Raw genomic sequence first — 26,413 nt, 5'->3', positions numbered from 1 at the left:
AATTGGATTTTGTTTATTAAGCAGCAGGAGGTCCGCGTAGCAGGAGCTTCAATGTAGCTCTGCTGAATTTTTCACACTGATAAACAGGAAATGATTTTTCTTTAGCAGGACTCGGGACAATAGAAAGCTGTTCGCTGTTGTGGGGTGGAGTAGAAGATGACGCGAACACATATGCGCAAATAGAACAGTGGTGCTCTGCTTTGCAAAAATGTGTTTCCGAAACCCTGCATTGATCTTCTTCCAAATGTCCCAGCTCATGCATAACTTTTTCGGCTACCGGAAGAAGCAGCAAAGCGAGAAAAAGAATAGAAATATAGGTTTTGAATTTCTGCATTGAACAGTACAAAAGTAAGGTTTTTATAGGAAGTCAGAACGAACGGTTAAGAATAGACGTCGTAGTTGAATTTTAAAACTCATAATGGAGAAGTAGAGCCGTATTTAGCAGGTTTACCACCCATTAACCTGTAATCGATGGATTGCGATTTTAATTTCTATTTTCTATTTTTGAGAGTCTTCTCCAAACTTTTATAAAAGCCCCTGCGTTATGAGATTATTTATTTTAGTATTACTGCTTACGCAGTCACAGTTCAGTTCAGCACAATTATGGACTTGGATGGGCGGAGGTAACGGAACAAGTTCTGTAGCGCCGGTTTCTGCAGTTTATGGAACGTTGGGAATTGCCTCCTCTTCTAATTATCCCGGCGCCACTACAAATGCTGCTACCTGGATGGATGCCTCCGGAAATTTTTGGATGTTTGGCGGATCAGGTTCTTTTTCAGCTTCGGCTTCTTCGAACGACCTTTGGAAATATAATGTTAGCACGAATGAATGGACATGGATGCACGGTTCGGCTACCGCCAATAATGTGGGTTCATTCGGAGTACAAGGCGTAGCGTCATCAACAAATATGCCTAGTGGCAGATCTGGTTCTTGCAGCTGGGTAGATGCTTCGGGAAATTTTTGGTTGTTTGGAGGTTTTGGTTATACGTCTTCTGGAGTTGGACATTTAAATGATCTCTGGAAGTATGCTCCGGGCACAAATCAGTGGACATGGATTAGTGGAAGTACTTCCACTGCTCAGAATGGCTTATATGGCACCATGGGTGTTTCTAACGCAACCGTATATCCCGGTGGCAGAAGTTGTTATAGTAAATGGAGCGATGCTTCAGGAAATCTCTGGCTTTTTGGTGGACAAGGTTATGCTGCCAGCGGCGGTTTTGGATATTTGAAAGATCTTTGGAAATATAACATTGCTTCCAATCAATGGACCTGGATGGGTGGCAGCAATGGATTAAATCAGGCTGCACAATACGGCACACAGTCTGTTGCCTCATCTACAAATAGTCCGGGCGCTAGAAACGGGTCCGCGGTTTGGAAAGATGCATCAGGCTTTGTATGGCTTTATGGAGGAAATGGTTATGCTTCGAGTAGCAGCAGTGCAGGTAGTTTGTCTGATTTATGGAAATATGATATTACGAATAATCAATGGACCTGGGTAAGAGGCAGTAGCGGACTTAGCAGTACTGGACTCTACGGAACAATGGGTGTTGGAAATGCGACCACTACTCCCGGAGGGCGGGCTTTTTCGGCCGTTTGGCCTGAAATAAACGGAGATTTATACATGTTTGGAGGCTCCGGGCAAAATGCTAATACTAGTTACGTTCATTTAAATGATATTTGGAAATATTCGGTTAGTAACAATATCTGGACCTGGGTTAACGGTAACGATCAAAATGCACAAACAGGCGTTTATGGTGTTCAAGGTTTAGCATCAACTTTAAATATGGCAGGCTCCAAACAAACAATGGCTGCATTCAAAGACGCCTCAAATAATTTGTGGACTTTTGGAGGATCGGGAAGTGTCTTATCGAGTAGTTTTGTGGTAGTAAACGAACTATGGAAGTACGAACTATGCTCCACACCTGCAGTTCCTGTAAATACCACAGTTCCAGCCCGGCAGAACATCTGCGCAGCTACAACCACAACTTTAACAGTTTTGTCCGATGCTCCCGCTACCTGGTACACAAACTTAACAGGTAGCGTTAGCCTGGGAACCGGTTCAACTCTGGCCACACCAGTTCTTGCAGCGGGCACGTACAGCTATTTTGCAGAGGCAAAACTCTGTAATGCCAGCGCTACCAGGGCCACACTTATTGTTACAGTAAACCCAAATCCGACTTTGAGTGTTGTCAGCGGCTCTATATGTTCGGGAGATTCTTATACACTTAGTCCTTCGGGTGCATTTAATTACACGTATTCCGGTGGTAGTGCTGTCGTTAGCCCGGTTAATACAAGTACGTATTTAATTTCAGGAACAAGTTCGTTTGGTTGTCCGGCAACAAACTCGGTGACTGCCACTGTAAGTGTTAACCAAAGTCCAACAGTCACAATAACAGGTACAAACGGTATTTGTTTTGGTTCGACAGTTACCCTTACTGCTAATGGCGCTTTAACTTATTCATGGACGGGTGGCACCAATACAAATTCACTCATGGATACTCCATTAACCAGTACTACCTATTCTGTTAGCGGAGAGAATCAGTATGGATGCATCAGGGGGGCGAGTATAGCTGTCAGCGTTTATTCCCTGCCTGTTATTGCTGTTAACGATGGAACTATTTGCAGCGGCAACGTCTTCACTTTAAATCCTTCAGGCGCAGCCAGTTATTCTTTTTCGGGAGGCAATCAGGTTGTAAGTCCTTTAACAAATTCATCTTTCACCATAACAGGGTTTAGTGTAAACAACTGTAAATCAACAAACACAGTCATAGCTACAGTAGTTGTGAATGCGCTTCCGGTTTTTACCTTAAGTGGCAGTAGTAGTGTTTGTAAAGGCTTACCTGTAACTTTACTTGTCAATGGCTCTGCTGTAACCTATACGTGGAGTAATGGCTCCAATGCGAATCTTGTTGTTTTCACTCCTACAATAAGCACAAGCTACTCTGTAAGTGTCACCGGAACTAACGGTTGTCGGGATTCCGCAAGCAAATTTGTAACAGTTAATCCATTACCCATGGTGATGGCAAATGGCAGTGCAACACTTATTTGCGAAGGCAAAGAACTGCTCCTCTTCGGAAGTGGTGCTGCAACTTACAGCTGGACAAATGGTGTTATTAATAACATATCCTTTACACCCCAAATTTCTAACAGTTATACGGTGACGGGTGTAGATGTGAACGGTTGCGAAAATTCAAATGCTGTTCAAATAGATGTTGCTCCTTTGCCAACAGTAACTATTATGGGTAACCTTAATCCAATCTGTGCAGGCGAAAAAATTATTCTTACCGCATCGGGTGCGAGCACTTACAGCTGGAGTACAGGAGACTCTACTTTCACGATGGTTAAGTTTCCGACAATAACAAGCACTTATACCGTCATTGGAACTTCATCAGACGGCTGTTCAGCTGAATTTTCTGCAACTCAATTAGTAAATGATTGTACCGGCCTTGGCGACCTTTCAGGGTCAGAAAGTTCAATCTCGGGTTATCCTAACCCTACTAACGGAATGTTTAATTTGGAAATAGATCCTAAACAAGGCGCTGAACTTGTGGAAGTATACAATCTTTATGGCGAAAGGCTTGTTAGCCAGAAATATACGCCGCTTGATACCAAAATCAATTTGATGAATTTTGCAAGCGGCATTTATGAGGTAGTTATATTAAAATCTGGCAGGGTCCTAAAAAAATTAAAAGTCATTAAAGAGTAACGAAGTCTTTGTAAGGAGGTTTGTTTTCTAAAAAGATAAGAAAGTAGGGGTGGGCATTCTCTAATTCATTCGGGCTCTGCTGCTATTAGCGAGTGTCAGGCCTCGTTCCAACTAGAGATATTTGATTATGTTTTTCAATTGATGTAAATGCCTTTGAGTATGAAAGAGTATAAAGTAAAGCCATTCTAAACCAGTAAAAGCTGTTTCGCCAGGAACGGTAAAATCAAGACAGGTCTTGGTAAGATCTAAAGTCTGAATCATTCCTTTAACTTGCTCAACTTTCTCTTTAATAGATTTTATAAGGTCTTCTGTATGAATGAAAGTTTCTACCGGAAGTATAAAATCAGGGGATTTCATTTTTATTTCGAAATTTAAAAAGGTTTCTTTCAGCATCGGAATTTTTTCACCGGGGTCGCGGTCAGTATCTTTTACAGTCCCGTTAATGACATCTCCTATACCATAAAATTTAAACACGTGGTCACCCACTTGCCCGGCAGTCCAGCTTCCTTTAAAAGGAACTTTATTAAGTTGTTCGTCGCTTAAAGATGAAAGAAGAGTGATAAGATCCGCAGATGCTTTTTCAATACCGTTTAAAAGTTCCGTATCCATATTTTTATGATAAAGTTACATGCTCAATTTAGATACCTGGTATCCGGATGCGACAAATGAAAGGCCAATTGCGACAGTTTAGGGATCAGGCCCAAGAAGAGTGATGTAAAATTCACCAGCTTTATACCAGCTCCCTGGTTCCTTGCGCAATACTCCCTACTTACCCCGTACATATCCCGTCTTTTAGTACGAAACACATCCGTTCACTCAGCTTCCCATACACCTTCCCTCAGAGGTCAAGGCACTCTTACTCATTCGTCAAATTTTTCATTCAATTTCCAGCTATCTTTGTATATGGCATTTCAGGTCGGTGATATAAAACTCTCAGGTACTGTAAATGGTATTTCTTTCTACAAAAGCGTCTTTGGCTGGCTGGTCAGGGCCAAGGGAGGGCCAAAGCGCAAACAATTCAAAACCTCACCAGTATTTGTCCGATCAAGAGAGAACAGCGAGGAATTCACAACTTGTGCACGGGCTGCTGCTGCTCTGCGCCGCCTGGTAATAGTACAAACTGCTCACAAAGACAAAAGCCTTTACCACCGCCTTATTAAGTTGATGCGCCTGCTCGCAGATAACGATCAGGTCTCCCTTCGTGGAAAGCGCGACCCAATGAAGGGCATGCAGACAATAGAAGCCCTGGCACTTTTAAAGGAATTCAAAATAAGCGAAAACCTTTGCTTGTATGATCTTCTGCTCATAAAAGGGCTGATTAAAAAGTCTCATGAAAAAGTGAAGACATGCAAGACACCTGCTATCCCGTCAGCAGCTATTAAACGAAGACGAACCAAAAAGCTTTCGCCTTTTTATACTTTTTCTAAAGCTCTGCCGTCACACTTATATTTAAGCCAGAAACAAATACAGGGTAACACCGCTTTCGGTTAAACCCGCAGATAGAAAGCTATTTATAGGCTTAGCATCCACGCTACAATCAAACTTTAGTTTCTTCACCACAGCATTTGAGCATGATTCCGTTTTAGTTTGGAAGCACTTGAAGGAAAAAGGTATTGGTTTTTGAAATCCCAGACTTTAGGGCATAAAAAATGGGTAAGCTACTTCCATCGCACCGCTCAACCACATACCCTTGCTTCGTTCCCAACCTGGGGGATTCAGCAGGAGCTGGTCGTGAAAGACTTACCCGCTGCAAAAGTAACAATTATTTTTATTTTACAATAAAAATAGCAAAATTTGTGTCTAATGAATTGCGTTATTTACGCAGCATTTTATGAATCTATCAATTGTAATCCCCTTATTTAACGAACAAGAGTCTCTGCCTGAACTGCATGACTGGATTGTGCGTGTGGTTGAAAAAAATAATTTTTCGTATGAAATAATTTTCGTGGACGATGGAAGTAACGATAATTCATGGTCTGTTGTGGAAAAACTCTCAGCCAGAAACAAAAATGTAAAGGGAATTCATTTCCAGAGAAATTACGGAAAATCGCCTGCTTTGCACGTAGGATTTGAAATGGCACAGGGCGACGTGGTGATTACCATGGATGCTGATTTACAGGATAGTCCAGATGAAATCCCAGAACTTTACCGCATGATTAAAGACGAGGGATATGATCTGGTGAGTGGCTGGAAACAGAAACGCTTTGATAATGCTTTTACAAAAAACCTGCCTTCTAAACTTTATAATTACGTAAATCGCAAGATCAGTGGCATACAGCTTCATGACATGAACTGTGGTTTAAAATCCTACAAAAACAAAGTAGTGAAGAGTATTGAGGTTTATGGAGAAATGCATCGCTTTATACCAGTAATGGCAAGGAATGCAGGCTTTTCAAACATTGGAGAGAAAGTAGTTCAGCACCAGGCTCGCAAATATGGTGTAAGTAAATTTGGCTGGAACCGTTTTATAAATGGTTTTCTTGATCTGCTTACAATTACTTTTCTTTCAAAATTCGGGAAACGTCCCATGCACTTTTTTGGGGTGATCGGAACTCTTCTGTTTTTCTTAGGGTTTGGTTTTGCATTTTATCTTGGTGCTTATAAATTATGGTCAGCTATTACGCATCATCCAGCAAGACTTATTACACAAAGACCTTCCTTTTATATTTCGCTTACCTGTATGGTTATAGGAAGTATGATGTTCCTGGCCGGATTTATAGGAGAGCTTATTCTCCGAAACAGTTCGATACGAAATACCTACCTGGTTGACAAAAAAATAAGTTAAAGGTCATGACGAGCGAACCTTATAAGAGACCTCGCCGTAATCCTTTATCTTCTGAAGAAGTAGCCAACATTATTGCTCACAAGAAAAAGAAAGAACTTGTTGAGCTTCGCAAACTTAAAAAAAGTAAAACTTATAAGCTTCTAAATGTATTCAATATTCTGAGTATGTTTATTTACCTCGAAATTTTATTTTGTTTCTTCGGGCCCTGCCATTACGAAACCCGAACGTCTATAAATACAGTACAGCATTATGGTCCGGGAAGTGTTTCTGCAGCGAAACCCTTTATAAATTCGTTGGATATTTATGAAGCAGGTAAGCCGCTGTATAAATTTATGATCGAAAATTATTTACCGTCACAACCAAAAAAAATTCAGTTTGTTATAGGTAAAGACTTTTTATTGCAGAAAGAGCTAAAAGGCTCTCTGAAAGAATCGGACGAGGCTTATAGACTTTTTGCTGCGAGTCCCCTATTATTTTTATGTGGTCTCATGTCTTTCTTCTCGGTGTTTGTTTTTGTATTAGACCTCAATGAAAAAGTTTATACATTGTTTAGTTTGAGCACCCTCAATTTTTTAACACTGCTTGCCATTCTGTGTATTTAAACTTAATTGAAGTTTATTTATTTTTTTACCTGAGCTGTATAATATTCCTGAATAAGCTGATTCCCGGAAGTTTTAACAGAAAAAAAGTAGGGGTTTATTTTTATTTGGATATTTTTATAATGACATTTCTTGTTATACACACTAAACACTTGACCATGAAAAAAAACTACTTAAAAATTTTATTGGCTGCATTAACCATAAGTACTTCGGGAGAAGTAGTGAATGCTCAATGTACAACGCCCACACCCCCAAGCGTTTCAGGAACAACACTCGCGTCTTGTACAAACAGTGCTGTGTTTACATTAACTGGAACAACCACAGGAACCAATGTAATAGGATGGTATCCTAATTCGTTTGGTGGAAATGCTTTATCTACATCCACTGTGTTTACTACACCAACCTTAACCCAGACTAAAACCTATTATGTAGGGCAATCAGCCAGTTCAACAAAGATTGATACCCTTGCAATGCCTCAATATTCCGAAACCGTTGCAAGCAATGAAACCAGAGGGTATTTCTTCACTGCACCTAACGATTTTATTATCACCGGTCTTCGCGCACCTTTGGCTATTAACTCTTCAACGCTTTCGGCGCTTGCTGTTGTTAAATTTTCGGCGCCTGTTCCCTTGTACGCCAGTACTTCGAATAGTTTTGTGACGCTGTTTTATAATCCAGCAGCAACAGGAACAAATGTTATTCCCGTAAACATTCCGGTTTATGCAGGAGATATTATCGGGGTGTTAGGGGCAAGAGGAGGCTACAGCTGTTACGGGCCCTATGTACTTCCAGTCCAATCCACTCTTGGAATACCTACTAACACGTTAAATTTGTATAGATTAGGAACCTTCAAAGATCTTTCGGTGGATGCACCTGCTGACTTTTGGACGGAAACAAGCAACCGGACTATAGGCCTTGTAGAGTTATATGCCAAACAAGGCTGTAATTCCACTTTAACACCTGTAACGGTTAGTCTTGCTCCTGTTCCTACTATTACAGTGACACCTCCGCCTAATATTTGTGCTGGCTCACCTTATACCTTAACGGCTAACGGTGCTTCCACATACACATGGTCCGGAGGTCCTCAGACTTCCACCTACGTTGTTACTCCTTCTTCCAACACCACTTATTCGGTGATGGGAACTGTGCTGGGAACTTGTAACTCTACATTGAGTTCAGTTACAATAAGTGTACAAACAGCGGTTCCTTCATTAAGTGTGACAGCTACTACCACAGTTGTTTGTTCTGGTGATCCCATAACATTAACGGGTAGTGGAGCTACAACATTAACCTGGTCTGCTGTAAGCGGTACTGTTATTAATGGCTCTCCTTTTACACCAGCGTCTAGTCAGGTTTACACCTTATCTTCAGCTAACTCCTGTGGCATTGGCACTAAGACTGTCTCCATTCTGGTAAATCCAACACCAACGCTTTTAACAGCTTCCAGTCCAACATCGGTTTGCGAAGGACAGACTGCTACGCTTACCGCTAGTGGTGCAGTTACTTATGTTTGGAGTAATGCTACGGCTCCGGGTGCAACTTTTGTCGTAACACCTACACAATCTGGTTCGTACAATGTAACGGGCGTTAGCGCTGCAGGTTGTCCGGCATCAGGTGCACAAGCTTTGGTAGTATATCCAAATCCCACAGTTAACGCGGCTTCAAATAAAACTATAGTGTGTTCAGCGGGTCCTGCAACATTATCTACAAATGGCGCCGATACTTATAGCTGGAGTACAGGATCAATTTCTAATATAACCGTTGTAAATCCTGCAGTGTCTACTGTTTACACAGTTACGGGAACTTACACGGCAACAGGTTGTTCATCTACAAAAACAGTGAATGTTGCAGTTTTCTTACCAAATTTACAGGTGAGTAATTCGGCAACAGTTTGCAATGGATCAGCGATAACACTTACAGCGAATGCCGGAGCAGGCTCAACCTATTCATGGAGCAACGGAGGTAGCTTTGCATCCAATAATATCACAGCAACCATAGCAGCCATTTATACTGTAACAGCTAAAACAAGCACTCCCGGAGCTTCGAATTGTACTACTACGGCAACAGTAGAATTAGGTATTTATCCAAATCCAACTATTACAATTGCAGCAACCAGAACAGCTATATGTAAGGGTGAAAAACTAGTATTAACGGCAAATGGCGGATCAACTTACACATGGCCAAGTTTAGGCGCAGCTACACGTACTGTGCAAGTAGGACCAACTATTATTAATTCTGTAAATGTTTACACTGCTAGCGGTACAGATGCTAACGGTTGTGCCGCTACAGCTACTTTTGCGGTAAAAGTAAATGCCTGTACGGGAATAACTGAATTGGTAAACGATAAAACTTTGGTAAATGTTTATCCTAATCCAAACAACGGAAGTTTTGTAATCGAAGTTAAATCGCAAATGCAGTTGACTTTGGTTAATCAACTGGGACAAGTCATCAGAGAATTAAGCTTTAACCAGGAAAATAATTATAAGCAAAATATAAAGGATCTTAGCAATGGAATTTATTTCATTAAAGGTTTGAATGGTGGAAGTACTATTCAAAATAAGATTGTAGTGAATAACTAGTGAGGTCTTAAGTGATTAAGGGAGGCTGCCAGAAACGGTAGCCTCTTTTTTTGTATGTTTGATTAATCTTGTGGGATCCCAGTGCTACTGCTTTTTGACACGATAATCAATTTCTCAAAGTTTTAACAGAAAAAAAGCCGGCTTTGATTTAAAATTAGATATTTTTAGCACACTATAACTCTTTTATCCATACAAAACCCGTCAACTATGAAAAAAACCTACGTTAAAATTTTATTAACTGCATTAATGTTCTCTACTTCGGGAGAATTAATTAATGCACAGTGCACCACGCCCTCTCCTCCAAGCGTTTCAGGAACAACAATAGCCGCTTGTACAAACAGTGCAGTATTTACATTAACCGGAACCGCCACGGGAACGAACGTAATAGGATGGTATCCTAATTCGTTTGGTGGAAATGCTTTATCCACTAACACCGTGTTTAGCACACCAACAGTCACACAAACTAAAACCTACTACGTAGGACAGTCGACCATAACAAGTTTAGATACTTTGGCTCTGCCAACCCAAACATCAGTTTTGGTAAATGCTTCGGTTACCAGGGGGTTCTTTTTTACCGCCCCTCACGATTTTATAATTACAGGTTTACGAATACCGCTTTCTGTAGGCGGCACTTCTAATTCTGCGATGGGTGTAATGAAACTTTCGGCTGTACCTCTTGCTGGGACAGCAAATGCTATAACCACTTTTAGTATACTTTATTTAAATCAAAGTGTTACAGGCACCAATGTTGTTTCAGTAAACATTCCTGTTTCCCAGGGAGACATTATTGGAGTAATGGGCAAGAGGGGTGATGAAATGTCTTATGGTGCAAATGCCTTTACTTCCACTTTGGGTATCGCTGGTACAACCGTAAGTCTGTTCAGACTTGGAACCGAAAATGATATTAATACAATAGCCCCGCCAGATCTATGGACTGAGACTACCAATTATATTGGCAGAGTTGAAGTTTATACTTCGAGAGGTTGTAATTCCACTTTAACACCTGTAACGGTTAGTCTTGTTCCTGTTCCTACTATTACAGTAACACCACCTCCTTTCGTTTGTGCGAATTCACCTTATACCTTAACGGCTAACGGTGCTTCTACATATACATGGTCCGGAGGTCCTCAGACTTCCACCTACGTTGTTACTCCTTCTTCCAGCACCACTTATTCGGTAATGGGAAGTGTACTGGGAACTTGTAACTCTACACTGAGTTCAGTTACAATAAGTGTACAAACAGCGGTTCCTTCATTAAGTGTGACAGCTACTACCACAGTTGTTTGTTCTGGTGATCCCATAACATTAACGGGTAGTGGAGCTACAACATTAACCTGGTCTGCTGTAAGCGGTACTGTTATTAATGGCTCTCCTTTTACACCAGCGTCTAGTCAGGTTTACACCTTATCTTCAGCTAACTCCTGTGGCATTGGCACTAAGACTGTCTCCATTCTGGTAAATCCAACACCAACGCTTTTAACTGCTTCCAGTCCAACATCGGTTTGTGAAGGACAAACAGCTACGCTTACCGCTAGTGGTGCAGTTACTTATGTTTGGAGTAATGCTACGGCTCCGGGTGCAACTTTTGTCGTAACACCTACACAATCTGGCTCGTACAATGTAACGGGCGTTAGCGCTGCAGGTTGTCCGGCGTCAGGTGCACAAGCTTTGGTAGTATATCCAAATCCCACAGTTAACGCGGCTTCAAATAAAACTATAGTGTGTTCAGCGGGTCCTGCAACATTATCTACAAATGGCGCCGATACTTATAGCTGGAGTACAGGATCAATTTCTAATGTAACCGTTGTAAATCCTGCAGTGTCTACTGTTTACACAGTTACGGGAACTTACACGGCAACAGGTTGTTCATCTACAAAAACAGTGAATGTTGCAGTATTCTTACCAAATTTACAGGTGAGTAATTCGGCAACAGTTTGCAATGGATCAGCGATAACACTTACAGCGAATGCCGGAGCAGGCTCAACCTATTCATGGAGCAACGGAGGTAGTTTCGCATCCAATAATATCACAGCAACCATAGCAGCCATTTATACTGTAACAGCTTTAACAAGCACTCCTGGAGCCTCTAATTGCAAAAGTATCGGTACAATAGAAATAGGCATTAATCCGAATCCTACTGTTTCTATTGCAGCCACAAGCACAGCGCTTTGTAAGGGAGAAAAATTAACTTTAACTGCTAACGGAGGTTCCACTTATGCGTGGCCAAGCACAAGTGCTACTACTAAAACATTACAAGTTGGGCCTACAGTAATTAACTCTATTACTGTGTATACGGTTTCAGGTACAGATGCTAACGGTTGTGTAGCTACAGCTACTTTTGCGGTAAAAGTAAATGCCTGCACGGGACTTACTGAATTGGTAAACGATAAAACTTTGGTAAATGTTTATCCTAATCCAAACAACGGAAGTTTTGTAATCGAAGTTAAATCGCAAATGCAGTTGAGTTTGGTTAATCAACTGGGACAAGTCATCAGAGAATTAAGCTTTAACCAGGAAAATAATTATAAGCAAAATATAAAGGATCTTAGCAATGGAATTTATTTCATTAAAGGTTTGAATGGTGGAAGTACTATTCAAAATAAGATTGTAGTGAATAACTAGTGAGGTCTTAAGTGATTAAGGGAGGCTACCAGAAATGGTAGCCTCTTTTTTTTAGGATACGCTTATAGATTTAAATTTTAAAGCACTCCTCTTTCAGCCAAGATTTCGGAAAGTTTTAACAGAAAAAACTCAGGTTTTCATTATAAATTAAATATTTTTATAAGACTCGCAATTTATAACTAACAAACCTGTAAGACTTATGAAAAAAAACTACTCAACACTTCTATCCCTTCTGTCTTTGTTTACTGTTTCGGTAAACACTGTAGAAGCTCAATGCACTGCTCCGGCACCACCGGCCGTTTCAGGTTCAACAGTTGCCGCATGCGTGTCAAGTAGCGCATTTACTTTAACGGCTTCCGGAACCGGAACTAACCCCGTAGGCTGGTATGCAAATTCTTTTGGAGGAAATGCTCTGTCAACTAATTCAGTTTTTACCTCTCCAACATTGACTTCAGGAGCTACTTATTATGTAGGTCAGGCTTCTGGTGCCCTAAGTGCATCAATGACTTTGCCCGCTCAGGCGAGTATATATACTGGTCATTTAACACGGGGATTTTGGTTTACTGCACCCGTTGATTTTATCATAACCGGATTAAGAGTTCCATTAGATATTACGGGTACTGCAAATTCAGGAATTGCCGTTATGAAATTCAGCGCCGTACCTCCTACATATGCAACAACTACTAGTTCTTTTAATACCCTTTATCTTGATCAGGCCATTACGGGTACAAATGTTGTTGCTGTGAACATTCCTATCTACGCAGGTGACATTATTGGTATTCTTGGAGAAAGAGGAAGCGACGTTTCGTATGCTGCGAGCCCTTATACATCTACGTTGGGAGTAGGAACCAATACATTAACTTTGACAAGGCTGGGAATGCAATACGATCTCGCAAATACTACGCCTCAGGACCTTTGGACGGAAGTAGGAGGTAGTATTGGTAGAGTAGAAGTTTACACCACTATAGGTTGTAACTCAACATTAACTCCAGTAATAGTAACTGTTATTCCTGCTCCGAACGTTGTTATTGCTGCGCCGCCGCGTATATGTGCTAATTCTTCATATACATTAAACGCTACAGGTGCTACTACCTACACGTGGTCGGGAGGTCCGCAAACCTCTGCATACGTAGTTAATCCATCAACAACAACTACATACTCTGTAATGGGATCAATTCAATCTACCTGTAACTCTTCACTAACTGCTGTAACTATTAGTGTAGACCCAGCGGCTCCTACAGTTACTGCTAGCAGTAGCAGCTCTATGGTTTGTTCAGGAAATACTTTGGCATTAACAGGTGCAGGTGCAACCAGTTATAGCTGGTCTGGTAGTGCGGTAACTCCAACTAATGGTATCGTTTTTATACCATCAGTTTCGCAAACATATACACTTGTGGGATCCAACTCATGTGGAACAGGATCTGCCACTATAAATGTACCCGTTAATCCAACTCCTACTTTGATGACCGCAGCCTCTTCATCCGCAGTGTGTGATGGACAAACTGCCACATTAACCGTTACCGGCGCGTCAACCTATACCTGGGAAGGCATAAACAGTGGATCAACTTTTGTTATTACACCCAGTGTAACTGCTGCTTACAACGTTATTGGTTTAAGCAGTGCAGGTTGTTTTGCCAGTGCAGCTCACCCTTTAATTTTATACCCGAATCCGGTTGTAAACGCTATAACCAATAAAACTATTGTTTGTTCTGCTGGTTCTGCAACGCTAACGGCAAATGGGGCAAACATTTATAATTGGAGTACTACTGCAACCAACAGCGTTACAGTAGTTAATCCCGTAACATCTACAGTTTACACCGTTACCGGAACCTACACAAGTACTGGATGTGCTTCATCAAAAACGGTGGAAGTTGCAGTCTTTATCCCTAACTTACAAGTAAGTAGCTCTGCAACGGTTTGTGATGGATCGGTTGTTACACTCACTGCAGGTGCTGGAGCCGGCTCTACTTATACATGGAGCAACGGTACTTATTTTTACGCAAATAATATTACTGCCACGGTGGCTGCAATTTATACGGTAACAGTTAAAACAAGTACTCCTGGAGCTTCCAATTGCACTACTACCGCAACGGTAGAACTAGGTATTTATCCCAACCCAACTATTACAGTTGCTGCAACGAGAACAGCTATATGTAAAGGCGAAAAATTAGTATTGACTGCAAATGGCGGCTCAACATACACCTGGCCAAGTTTAGGCGCAGCAACACGCACCGTACAAGTTGGACCGACGATTGTTAATTCGGTAACTATTTACACTGCAACTGGTATTGATGCAAACGGCTGTGCATCTAACGGTACATTTGCAGTAAAGGTAAACGCCTGCACAGGGCTGGCTGAATATCAAAATGATGAATCTTCGCTGAACTTTTACCCTAATCCAAACAATGGCAATTTTGTGATAGAAGTTAAATCACAAATGCAATTGAGCTTAGTTAATCAACTCGGACAGGTTGTAAGAGAATTAAGCTTTAATCAGGAAAATGAGTATAAACAAAATGTAACCGATCTTAGCAACGGGATTTATTTCATAAAAGGTTTAAATGGTGGAAGCGCTATTCAAAATAAGATTGTGGTTAGTAAATAATTTTTTTAGATATACAAAGAAGAGGTTGTCTCAAAAGGACGACCTCTTTTTATTTTATTCATACTATTTTAGCAAGATATACGTTGTATATTTGTAAGTCTTGAAACTAATTTTTAAAATAACCGCATTCTGTCTCTTTATTTTCTTTGTGAGCAATTTTAGTTCTTGCAAAAAAGATAAACTCTTAAAAGACGCAAGTGCAAAGTTGGAATTCTCGCAGGATTCCGTTCTTTTCGACACCGTTTTTACGGGCATAGGTTCAGCTACTAGAAACGTGAGAATACGAAATACCTACAATCAAAAGCTTAAAATTTCTTCGATTCAGCTTTTAGGGGGTAGTGCATCTCCATTCATTATCAACGTTGATGGAGCCAAGGGCACAAATTTTACCGATCTGGAAATTGCTGCCCACGACAGCATGTATATTTTTGTGCAGGTAAATGTAAATCCTACAAATGTCAATTCCCCACTTATTATTTCGGATGCGATAAAATTTGTAGTAAATGGCAATGAACAAACAATGATTCTTGAAGCATGGGGCCAGGATGCTTATTATCACCGCCCAGATAGCGTTATTAAATTCCAGGATGGGTCTCAGTTTCCATACTCAGTAGCTACCGCCGTTCCAAATTCGTATAATAAAGTGGGTGACGAAATAGTGTGGAAGAATGATAAACCCCACGTTATATACGGTTACCTCGTAGTGGACGAGTACCAAAAATTAAAAATACTTGAAAATACTAAAGTCTACCTGAATTATAAAGCTGGTATTTGGGTATATGCAGGTGGTCAAATACAAGTACTTGGTAAAAAAGATAAGGAAGTGGTTTTCCAGGGAGCTCGCCGCGAAAAAGATTATGCTGACGAAGCAGGGCAGTGGGACAGAATCTGGATCAATGAAGGGAAAGCCAATAATATTATTGATTATGCTATTATTAAAAATGGTTATATAGGTTTGCAGTGCGAATTTCTTGGAGATGATGTAAAATACAAGGATACAGCTCAATTGGTGTTGACTAATACAAAAATTCAAAACATGAGCTATTGGGGCTTATATTGCAAATACTTTACAGTGTATGCAAACAACACCGTAATCAGTAATTGCCAGGAACATAGCGTTAACATTTCTTTGGGCGGGGGTTACCGGTTTGCCCATTGCACATTTGCCAACTATTGGAGTAAGGATAAAGTAAGAGAGAAGGCCACGCTAAGTATTAATAATTACAACGACGTTCAAACCCTTCCTCTAAATCTTGTTATAGCAAATTGTATTGTGGACGGAAAACTTGAGAATGAGGTAAACCTGGATATTAAAACCGCTGTAAACACCCAGGTAACTTATACATTTGCTAATTGCTGGTTGAAAACGAATATTAACACCACCGATCCATTAAATTTTATCAACGTAAGGAAAGGTGCAAAAGCTGACGTCTTGGAGTACAAAGATATTGCTGTTTATAATTTCGAGCCTTTGGCAAAAGAAAATCGCATTACAAATTTTACCGGACCTCTTGCCGAACAATACGCCAAATATTTTGGCATGCCCTATGTGGACATTAACGCCAAGCTTAGGAATACAACTAGCGTAACCGCTGGTGCCTACGAGACACAGTAAGAAGATTTCTTTTAAAGGCGATGATACTTCCATGACAATTGCTAAAAATCATTGCCATTAATACTTTATTTAATTGCTAGCTAATCAATTTCGTTTTAACTTTGCGAGCAATTAACAATGACTTCAAATTCGCAAGAGATTAATTCTCAGACCCCCAACAAGCAGATTATTTACTGGCTTTTAACTGGTTGTTTCTTAATTTATGTAATGGTAGTTGTTGGCTGCCTCACGCGTTTAACACACTCAGGACTTTCCATAACAGACTGGAGTTTTATGGGTTCTATTCCACCTTTAAACGATGATATGTGGATGCAGCGTTTTGCAAAATATCAACAGAGTCCTGAATTTCAAAAGGTAAACTTTGAAATGACTTTGGAAGAATTTAAACCGATTTTTTTATGGGAATACATACACCGAATGATTGGTCGTGTTATGATGTACGTTTTTGCAATTGGGTTTATTTATTTTCTCGTTAAGAAAAAAATAAACCGCACTATGGTGCCAAGCTTTATTCTCTTATTTTTTATGGGCGCTATGCAAGCTGTAATTGGCTGGTGGATGGTTTATAGCGGACTTCAGAATCAACCGGCCGTTAGTCATTACCGCCTGGCAACCCATTTAATGAGTGCCTTTACGCTTTTTGCTTTTACATTTTGGTTTGCCTTAAGATTACTTTATCCAAAGGAAAAGGTGGTTGAAACGGAAGGAAAGAAATTAAAAGGCTTAAGCATTTTGTTTTTTTGCGTGCTTATTATTCAAATTATTTATGGCGCATTTACAGCAGGGTATGCTGAAGGCGATAATTCAAAAATAAGACCTGGACATATCTTTAATACCTGGCCAAAAATGGGCGACCAATGGGTAGCAGAGCAGGTGTATATGAAGGATACGTTTTTTGAAAATATCCTTGAAAATCCCAGCGGGATTCAGTTTATGCACAGAACAATTGCTTTAATTATTGTGGCATTGGTTTGCCTGCTCTGGTACAAGTCTGATAAATTACAGTTAACTAAACAACAGACATTAGCAATCAACATGCTTATTTTTGGCGTAACCATTCAATTCATTTTAGGTGTACTAACTTTGCTTTATAATGTTCCCGTTATTATGGGAGCTTTGCACCAAACTGGTGCATTTTTCCTATTTTTAAGTTGCATTTACCTGATCTTTCATTTATTCAACAAAAACCAAATTTCCAGTGGACGAACCCTTTAACTCAGCTCAGAATTCATCAGAAGAAAACCCTTCACGGGGAATTTTTCCACCAAAGCCGATAATTGCTGAGAAAAGTCAAAATTCTTTAGTGCGTTCGCTGATAAGTCTTTTCGTATACGCGTTGCTGTTTTATTTTATCTTCAATCAAAACATCGTGTACATCGCAGCCATTCTGCTTGTAATAATAGTTCATGAAATGGGCCATTTTCTCTTTATGAAACTATTTAATTACAGTAATGTCAAAATTTTCATTGTTCCTTTACTAGGTGCATTTACTTCAGGAAAAAAGCAAAAAGTCTCGCAATGGCAATTAACTTTAATTATTCTGGGCGGACCTGTTAGCGGGATTATAATTGGTTCGGTGATTTTTTGGTTAAACAAAGATTTGCACAACGAGACTTTAACAATGCTGGCATCTTGTTTCCTGGCGATAAACCTTTTAAACTGTTTACCTTTTCATCCTTTAGATGGCGGACGATTAGTGGAGACCTTATTTTTTAAAGAAAATTATATTATCCGTCTGGTGTTTGGTATTATTTCGATTATCGCCCTGACCTGTATTTTTATTTTTACAAAAAGTTTGCTTCTGGTTGTAATTCCTGTTATGATCGGACTTGAACTCTTTAATGAAAGCAAACATCAAAAAATAAGAGAGTATTTAAAACAGGAAAGAATAAATTATTACACCGATTATGAAAATCTTCCCGACAAAGATTACTGGTTAATAAGGGATTGTCTTATTTTTTCGTTCCCAAAAAAATATAGTAGTATCAGAGCAGGACACTATGAATATTCACCCATCGAGCCAGTTATTGTTCAGCAAATAACAGCAGTATTGCAGGTCAACTTAAAACAGGACCTGAATGTTTTTAAACGCATTCTGGTTTTACTATTTTATATTTTTCTGTTCGTAGGGCCCATTATTCTGGTTTTACTGAATAGCAAATCTTTCTAAGAACAGTTAACCTGTAAGGTATTTCTAAAAGCGTTGAATTATTTCTACAAGGCTACCTTCTGAAATAGTGTTTTCAGTGGTTTTGTTTACTGGCATAGTATTGTGTATTTCAGTAGTAAAACTATGTATTATGAAAAAACTCATCATTCTTTTATTCGTTATTACGGCTCTTAATGTTCAATCACAAACCTTTGGCATCGCTAAAGGACAGAACGAAACTTCGTCTTCTGAAACTCCGGAGGTTATAGCTAAACAATTTAAAAAAGACTACCCGGCTTTTAATCCTATATGGTCGCGTGAAGGTGACGACTGGAGAGCCGATTATACAGATCCTGCAACTAACCTTGCCGGTATGGTAGTATATAACAGAAATGGACGAACTTTAAGGTCTGAATCAGAACTTCAGGCAAACAGTTATCCCGGAAGTATTGGAGATTACCACACAACAAATCTTCCAAGCAGAACGCGTTACAAAGTATACGCCAAACAAGATACTACAGGCATTAAGAGTTATTATAGCACTGTAGATGGGCAAACATATTATTTTGATAAGAACGGAAACTATACCACTCCAACTGAACCTAAGCCGATTCCTGCAGACAAAACAAAAAAGAAAACGAAATAACAACAACTAAAAAAAAGATCCCCGGTAAATTTACCGGGGATCTTTTTTTATTAATACTATGTGATCAAATCATTCGTAAATGCTCTTCAGACTTATTTAAAAATTATTTAATTTTTAGTCTTAGCCCCGCGTAAAGCATCCTGCCATAAATAGGACCCCAAACCATACTTGCATCAAAATACTTGCTGTAAGGTGCGTCGCTCGCAACTATGGGATTGGCTTGTTTGTAATTTAAAAGATTTTCAACACCGAGATAAACATTAAAATCAGCTTTTTTAATTTTTGTAACATAAGTTATCTGGCCTAACAAATTAAAAAATCCTGGTGAAAAAGTTTCTCTCTGGTATTCTGAAGGATTTGTTTGCGTTAATGGCAAACGTTTAGCTCCATTATACTGAGTTGTAAAATCAAACAACCAATGCGAATCTTTAGTTTCGTAACCAAAATTTATGAAAGCCCGGTGCTTTGATACCATTGCTTTCTGAAGCAAACCTTGTTTGTATTGAACTTTCGTATCCACGTAACGGTAAGCGGTTTTAATGAACAAACGCTTGCGTGGTTCCATATTAAATTCAAATTGGAAGGTGTTGGAGTAGGAGGGGCCTTTTAAATTGTAAATGTGAACTTCCTGTGTATTGGCATCAATGTCAGTAATCACCTGGTTTGTAAAATCCGTCCGATATACATCCAATGTAATATATGCATCACGGTAATTGATCTTAAATTTTTGCGTAAAGTTTAATCCGTAATTCCAACCTGTTTCGGGCTTTAAACCATAAGGTAAACTCAGGTCTGAACTTTCGACTATCCATTGACGCGATGAAGCCATAAGGTAAGAATTGTCCGTAAAAATATTCGCGGTCCGTAAGGCTCTTCCACCACTGAATCTCAGCACTGTGCTGGGTTTAAACGCATAACGCAAATGCAAACGCGGAGTAAAAAATAACCCATAGTAATTATGCTGATCTGCACGAATACCCGCAATCAAATTAAACTTCTCTTTGTAGTTTTTGGCATACTCGATAAATGCGCCGCCAACTTGCTCGGTACGTTTATATTTGAACAAATTAAAAGATTCGCCCACCTCGTCATTCATAAAACTTGCTCCAATTTTATAGGTATTATCAGTTGTGCCTAAAATTCCCTGGAAAATATAGTTGGCATAAAAAGTTTTTTGAAGTCCGTTGTAATCATTTAAACCATAAAAATTATGCTGCTTATGATCGAGATACGACAATTGAAGTCCCATACTTGTTCCGGGATGTTTTTTAAAAACATAACCGGTTTTACTATAGACCTCCCATTTTTCGTTATCAATGCCAATTTTATAAAGGGGCACTGTATCGGTATAATGTGTTAGTAGGTTAGCATACTGACCACCCTTGCGTTCATCCTTTAGGTATCCTGCGCCGATTTGCGCCTCAAATCCTTTATGATTAAAGGCATATTTATTCATAAAGTTGTATTGTCTTCCTGTAGGAATATCGGCGAATCCATCTTTATTGAGATCTTGCACCAAAGGATTATAACTCACATGGCTCAAAAGTCCCACAGATAATTTGGGATTGAGGCGGTGCGACAAGTTTAAATTGTACTCGTTACGTGCATTTTCATTCACGTAAGTATTGAAATTTAATTTATCGGTCCCTTCAGGATTCTGAAGCTCAGTGTTAATTTGTCCCGTAAAGCTTTCATATCCGTTTACTACAGAACCTGCGCCTTTACTAAGCTGGATAGATTGTATCCACGTTCCGGGAACAAAAGTCAATCCGTAGTTATTTGCTAGTCCCCGTAAATAAGGCATGTTCTCTTTGGTTATTTGAGCATATTGGCCCGATAATCCCAACATCTGGATCTGTTTTGTTCCGCTTACAGCATCCGCAAAGTTTACGTCAATGCTTGGATTCGTTTCAAAACTTTCAGAAAGATTACAACAGGCTGCCTTCATTAAAGAACGCTCGTTCATAACTTCCATTTTTATAGGATTTAAATAGGAAATTTCTGTACCACTGGTGAAATAAGTTATCTCCACCTCATTCAGATCAACACCACTTTTAAGAACAAGTAAAAGAAATTTACTGGTGTCTTTTACCACGACCAGTTTATCCTCATAACCAACAGCCCCAATTTTTAGTCTGTTTGTTTCTGAAAAAACAGGAAGGGAAAAATTGCCATTTTCATCTGTAGTGGCGGCAATGGCTGAACCTTCCCAAACCACTACAACACCCGGAACTACCGTGGTATCTGACTTTTTAGAGATTTCTACAATTTTTCCCTGCACCTGAGCTTTAATGCCGGCATAACATAATATGGCAGCAAAAGCAATTAAATACCGTATGTTTCGCATGATTATTTTTTCTCACACGCTTTGTCACGGTATTTACAGCACTCGGGAAGTTTTTTGTAATTAGCCTCGTTGCCTTTTAAATCTGCAACATCGTGACCACTGGCAGCAATAGCTTTTTCAATTTGCTCAAGTGTAACTTTATCTGATTTGTAAGTCACTGTAAGGGTTTGTTTATTTTCGTCCCAATTCGAAACTTTAACGCCTTTTATGTCGGCAGCATTTTCTATACGTTTTTTGCATTCTTCGCAATTGCCTTTTACATTAAGTGTTGATGTCTTTAAAGTAGCGTCTTGTGCAAAGCCTGAAAGTGATATAACTAGGGAAATAATTACTAAAATGATTGTTTTCATGATCTTGTTTTTAATTGTTTAGAAAATTGTTTGTTTTTCAGATAACTGAAAATAATAGATTTTGGCACAAACACATTCTAGACTCTGAGAACAGAAGTCGAAACAATAAAATCCTGCACCAGTTTGGGAGGAGGAGATTCAGTAAAATTATTTTCAAAAAAAGAAGCAGGTTCAGGTAAAGAAACTGAAAAAGGAAGTGAAATAAAAAACACCTCGCTAAAAGTTTTTACCACGCTATAATCGTGGAAGCTTTTAAGCGTAAAATCGAGATCACTTTTTAAAATAAGATTTTCGTCCTTGCAGCAATCGTTAGCAGTTTCTGATTCATCTTCGTCAGCCCCGCAGCAGCTATTACCTTTTAAAACATAGTTAATCTCTTCCAGCTCGCCACCGCAATAGTGATAGTAAACAGGTATGCCGATCGCCGTAATTACGTAAGAACTAACGATAAGGGCGAATAAATATTTTTTAAATAAATTGATGGCACAAATATCGGCAATTTTAATTTAGAAAAGTTAAGGCTTCTGTTAAAAGGTACAAAACCAAATAACCAGGTTTCCCGAAATGGATTTTTACTTAAAACCAAAGGGGTGATTTGCTTTGTAGTTTTGGTTATTTGGACTTAAATTAGTTAATTTGGACATACAATAAAACAATCCTAGATATATGTCAGTTTGGAGAGTAAAACCGGTATCGGCGTTTGAGGCCGATATGAAAAAAAGTGATCTAAAACGTGTTTTAACAAGATGGGGGCTTACCTCCTTAGGAATAGGAGCCATTATTGGCGGTGGAATTTTTACATTGACGGGAATCGCAGCTCATGATTACGCCGGTCCCGCGTTAGCCCTTGCTTTTGTTATTGCCGGGATAGGCTGTATGTTCGCATCTTTGTGCTATGCCGAATTTGCTTCAGTGCTTCCGGTAGAAGGTTCAGCCTATGCTTATGCTTATGGAACCGTGGGAGAATTGTTCGCCTGGTTTATTGGCTGGAATTTGGTATTAGAATACATGATGGGCGCAACAACTGTTGCAGTGGCCTGGAGTGGTTATTTTGTAAAGTTGCTTCACCTTTTTAATATAGAAGTTCCTATTCAATGGTGTAACGATTTGGCTACAGCAACCGATAAATGCGCAACATTAGGACTCGAAGCTCCCACATGGGCGTTCAATCTTCCCGCATTCTTAATCACCTGGGTTGTAACTTATATTCTTGTGAAAGGTATTAAGGAGGCCGCGAATACTAATAATGTTATAGTTATAGTTAAGATAGCAGTTGTATTATTTGTAATTGTAGTAGGTGCTTTTTATGTGAACACTGCCAATTGGACACCTTTCATTCCTGATAAAGTTGCTGTTTTAGATAGTCTGGGAAATCCCACCGGCAGCTTTAAATTTGGATTTGGAGGCGTTTTAACTGCCGCTACCATTGTGTTTTTTGCTTATATCGGGTTTGACGCTGTTTCAACGCAAGCAGGGGAAGCCATCAATCCGAAAAAAGACGTTCCTTTTGCCATTATCGCGTCATTGATTATTTGTACTGTACTTTATATACTCGTATCGCTGGTTTTAACAGGCATGGTTAGATATGATCAGTTAGATAAAGCTGCTCCAGTTGCTTCGGCCTTTTCAGGTATTGGAATTAATTGGGCAGTGTTTATTATTACTATTGCTGCTACTGCCGGATTAACTTCAGTAATGCTTGTGATGATGCTCGGTCAGACCCGAATATTTTTAGGGATGGCTAAAGACGGACTTTTGCCAAGAAGTTTATTTGCCACCTTACATCCTAAATTCAAAACACCTTACAAAAGTACTGTTCTTGTAGGCGCAGTAATTTCTATAGTTGCTTCGGTTACGCCAATCGATAAGATTTCTGAGATGTGCAGCATGGGTACTTTACTGGCATTTGCTATGGTTTGCGTGGCTGTTATGATTTTGCGCTATAAGAAACCAGAATTGGAAAGGCCTTACAGAACGCCTGCTGTATATGTAGTTGGAACTTTAGGTGTTTTATTTAACCTGTTTTTAATGACTCAGGTTCGTCCTGCTACCTGGGTATTCTTTATAATATGGGGCGCTTTTGGTATTCTTGTTTACTTCCTTTACAGCAAAAGCAGAAGTAATTTAAACAAGGCAGAATAAAAGATAACAGAGGCGAAACCGGTTAAATTGTGCTCTCAGCGTAGTACTATCACTGCAATAATTTAATTAAATTGAATAAATTGATAGTGCGTAAATGAGACAGTTTTTATTTTCTGTGTTATTTATTGCGACATTATTTATAAAGCGCAAACACCCGCTATGCCATTACAACAAACTTCAGAAATTCGTCTGATGCTAATTCAGGTTTCACTTTAAGTGGCGGTAAATTACCCGAAACAGTTTCCAGGCTATTCAAAACAGTAGTCAATAAAACACTTAGTTCTTTTAAAGTTTTCTCTTAAACTATTTTTGATTGTTGTTACTAATTTTGACAGTCATTAATCAGATGAAAACGCTCCTATCATTCTATTTGTCCCAGTTATTGTGCTTTGCTTGTGCAGCGCAATATCCTGGTGGAATATCAACAAATTTACGCGGTTGGTACGATGCTTCCAGGGGCGTCACTCTCTCGGGTGTAAGCAATGTAAGTACCTGGGATGACCAGAGCGGAAATTTGTTTCATGGAACTCAAACGAATGGCTCTTTGCGACCTTCTATTAATTCTGCAGGATTTAATTACAATCCCACCATTACATTTGACGGGCTTGATAATTTTTTAAATATCCCAGATCTTACTACCTCTACTGTAACGGGCTTGTCTGCCTTTGCAGTAGCAATGCAAACCGGAACCGGAAACGATACCTGGGGAAGTATAATTTTAGGTCAGGCTAATGGTCCAGCCTGGACCGGCGGAGGTTACGGCTTAACAGCTTCAAATTCCGGGAACACTTCTTTTGGTTTTTGGGTAAGAGACTATAGCACAAACGTGGTGTCAAAAGCCACAACGCTTTCTGTTCCAAGTTTAATGTCAGGTATTTGGAATGGAACCACCACAAATAGCGTGCAGTATTTTCAGGATGCGAGTTCACAAGGCACCGATGCTTATACACCGGGATCTGTGGGCGACAATGGAAATTCTTATATCGGTACAGGCTATGGTTCGGGAACACAGTACTGTTTTTACGGAGATATAGCTGAAATAATCGTTTACAATAGCGGACAAAGTGTTACCAACGCGTCAAAAATAAATTCTTACCTCGGGCTTAAATATGGAATTACTTTAAATGCCAATTATATAAACTCCGGAGGCACCGTAATTTTCTCGCCCGCCGGCGGGTATACAGCAAACGTTATAGGAATAGGGCGCGATGACAATAGTCTTTTATATCAAAAACAGTCGAAAAACTACAATGATAGCACCCGCATATTTATCTCTGCACTAAGCGCAGCCAATAGCGCAAACACCGGCACTCTCGCTAATAATCAATTTGTTGTGATAGGTGCAAACAACGGCCGACTATCCGGTGTGCAAACGGAAAAACCTGGCGGTATTTATTCGCGTATCCAGAGAGAATGGAAAGTTACCAATACAGGACTTACTTCCACTTTTAATTTTAGTATGAAATTAAATGCCATTGGTATTCCGGGGTCTGTTGCAACCAGCGATTTAAGATTGTTGGTTGATACTGATGGAGACTTTTCTGACGCAACAGCATATTCCACAGCCGACGGATTAACGTTTTCGTATGCTACCTCTCTCATAACAGTGCAGGGCATTTCAACAGTCATGATTCCGTCAGGCTCGACAAGATATATGACTATAGGCTCTAATAATTCTGCAACACCATTGCCCGTGGAACTATTAAATTTTAAAGCTTTTACGTGTGAGAACGAAGTCTGCATAAACTGGGAGACTGCATCAGAGAGAGGCAACGATCATTTTAATTTGCAAAGATCAGCGGATGGTGTAAACTGGCAGACGCTTAAAGAAATAAAAGGGAAGGGAAATTCCAATACCACACTATCTTACGTGGAAATAGATAAAAAACCCATTGAAGGAATCTCTTATTACCGCTTAGAGCAGGTAGATTTGGATAATGTAAAATCTTACTCGCCCTTAGCTGTAATCAATTATTTAGTCAAAACTCCTGAAATTAAGATTTATCCAAATCCATCAGATGAAACCTTGATATTAGAAAGTGTAATAAATGCCTCTCAGCTTTCATTAAAAAATGCACTTGGCCAGGAGATTGCTATTGAATCTCTTATTCTCCCTTCAGAAAGCTCCATTAAATTGACGACCGAAAATTTAAAAGAAGGTATTTATTATTTACAAATTAGCTCGTCTGTTAATAAAACCTTCGAGATCAAAAAACTCCTTGTTAAGCACAATTAATTTCTTTAAAAAGAGTATTAGATGCTTAACTT

The 26,413-nt window shown here is 39.5% G+C and carries 17 protein-coding genes and 1 other RNA gene; 13 read left to right on the top strand and 5 right to left on the bottom strand.

The features are described from left to right. Positions 1–16: 16 nt before the first annotated feature. Entirely contained in the window at positions 17–334 is a 318-nt protein-coding gene (locus CNR22_22205; GenBank protein PBQ34372.1) for a hypothetical protein, read from the bottom strand. A gap of 210 nt (positions 335–544) precedes the next feature. On the opposite strand from CNR22_22205, the gene CNR22_22200 reads away from it, so the two are divergent. Further along, entirely contained in the window at positions 545–3,706 is a 3,162-nt protein-coding gene (locus CNR22_22200; GenBank protein PBQ34371.1) for a hypothetical protein, read from the top strand. Positions 3,707–3,817: 111 nt separating this feature from the next. On the opposite strand, the gene CNR22_22195 is transcribed toward CNR22_22200, so the two are convergent. Continuing rightward, on the bottom strand, positions 3,818–4,315 hold the full coding sequence (locus CNR22_22195) for a hypothetical protein (protein ID PBQ34370.1): 498 nt from the start codon (positions 4,313–4,315) through the stop codon (positions 3,818–3,820). Positions 4,316–4,609: 294 nt separating this feature from the next. Here CNR22_22195 and CNR22_22190 point away from each other — a divergent pair, with 294 nt between their 5' ends. Next, on the top strand, positions 4,610–5,197 hold the full coding sequence (locus CNR22_22190; GenBank protein ID PBQ34369.1) for a hypothetical protein: 588 nt from the start codon (positions 4,610–4,612) through the stop codon (positions 5,195–5,197). A gap of 157 nt (positions 5,198–5,354) precedes the next feature. Here the strand turns inward: CNR22_22190 and ffs are convergent. Further along, positions 5,355–5,452: signal recognition particle sRNA small type (gene ffs / locus CNR22_22185), an RNA gene on the bottom strand. An 85-nt stretch (positions 5,453–5,537) separates the two neighbouring features. Here ffs and CNR22_22180 point away from each other — a divergent pair. The 9 genes from CNR22_22180 (at position 5,538) to CNR22_22140 (ending at position 19,306) form a co-directional block, all read left to right on the top strand. Beyond that, positions 5,538–6,491: a glycosyltransferase gene (locus tag CNR22_22180; GenBank protein PBQ34368.1), complete on the top strand. Its 954-nt coding sequence runs from the start codon at positions 5,538–5,540 to the stop codon at positions 6,489–6,491. A gap of 5 nt (positions 6,492–6,496) precedes the next feature. Continuing rightward, entirely contained in the window at positions 6,497–7,093 is a 597-nt protein-coding gene (locus CNR22_22175; protein ID PBQ34367.1) for a hypothetical protein, read from the top strand. Beyond that, on the top strand, positions 7,084–9,669 hold the full coding sequence (locus CNR22_22170) for a hypothetical protein (GenBank protein PBQ34366.1): 2,586 nt from the start codon (positions 7,084–7,086) through the stop codon (positions 9,667–9,669). Before CNR22_22175 ends, CNR22_22170 begins: the two co-directional genes overlap by 10 nt. 207 nt (positions 9,670–9,876) lie before the next feature. Next, positions 9,877–12,291: a hypothetical protein gene (locus tag CNR22_22165; protein ID PBQ34365.1), complete on the top strand. Its 2,415-nt coding sequence runs from the start codon at positions 9,877–9,879 to the stop codon at positions 12,289–12,291. A gap of 199 nt (positions 12,292–12,490) precedes the next feature. Next, the gene (locus tag CNR22_22160) at positions 12,491–14,896 is read left to right on the top strand and encodes a hypothetical protein (protein ID PBQ34364.1); all 2,406 of its coding nucleotides are present in this window, start codon (positions 12,491–12,493) and stop codon (positions 14,894–14,896) included. 100 nt (positions 14,897–14,996) lie between these two features. After that, entirely contained in the window at positions 14,997–16,511 is a 1,515-nt protein-coding gene (locus tag CNR22_22155; protein ID PBQ34363.1) for a hypothetical protein, read from the top strand. Positions 16,512–16,628: 117 nt separating this feature from the next. Further along, a complete protein-coding gene (locus CNR22_22150) occupies positions 16,629–17,726 on the top strand; it encodes a heme A synthase (GenBank protein ID PBQ34362.1) in 1,098 nt (365 codons plus the stop codon). After that, positions 17,683–18,681, top strand: a complete 999-nt coding sequence (locus CNR22_22145; GenBank protein ID PBQ34361.1) for a hypothetical protein — start codon at positions 17,683–17,685, stop codon at positions 18,679–18,681. The genes CNR22_22150 and CNR22_22145 overlap by 44 nt, the downstream gene beginning before the upstream one ends. 130 nt (positions 18,682–18,811) lie before the next feature. Next, complete coding sequence (locus CNR22_22140; protein PBQ34360.1) at positions 18,812–19,306, top strand: hypothetical protein; 495 nt, start codon at positions 18,812–18,814, stop codon at positions 19,304–19,306. Between the two features lie 103 nt (positions 19,307–19,409). Here CNR22_22140 and CNR22_22135 read toward each other — a convergent pair whose 3' ends face one another. Further along, the gene (locus CNR22_22135) at positions 19,410–21,653 is read right to left on the bottom strand and encodes a TonB-dependent receptor (GenBank protein PBQ34359.1); all 2,244 of its coding nucleotides are present in this window, start codon (positions 21,651–21,653) and stop codon (positions 19,410–19,412) included. Between the two features lie 2 nt (positions 21,654–21,655). Continuing rightward, positions 21,656–22,003, bottom strand: a complete 348-nt coding sequence (locus CNR22_22130; GenBank protein PBQ34358.1) for an ATPase — start codon at positions 22,001–22,003, stop codon at positions 21,656–21,658. Positions 22,004–22,669: 666 nt separating this feature from the next. Between CNR22_22130 and CNR22_22125 the strand changes: the two genes are divergently transcribed. Then, a complete protein-coding gene (locus CNR22_22125; protein ID PBQ34357.1) occupies positions 22,670–24,145 on the top strand; it encodes an amino acid permease in 1,476 nt (491 codons plus the stop codon). A 346-nt stretch (positions 24,146–24,491) separates the two neighbouring features. Beyond that, complete coding sequence (locus CNR22_22120) at positions 24,492–26,381, top strand: hypothetical protein (GenBank protein PBQ34356.1); 1,890 nt, start codon at positions 24,492–24,494, stop codon at positions 26,379–26,381. Positions 26,382–26,413: the final 32 nt, after the last annotated feature.

Source organism: Sphingobacteriaceae bacterium, assembly GCA_002319075.1.
Classification (GTDB): Bacteria; Bacteroidota; Bacteroidia; order B-17B0; family Aurantibacillaceae; genus Aurantibacillus.
This window is presented reverse-complemented; position numbering and strand designations above follow the sequence as displayed.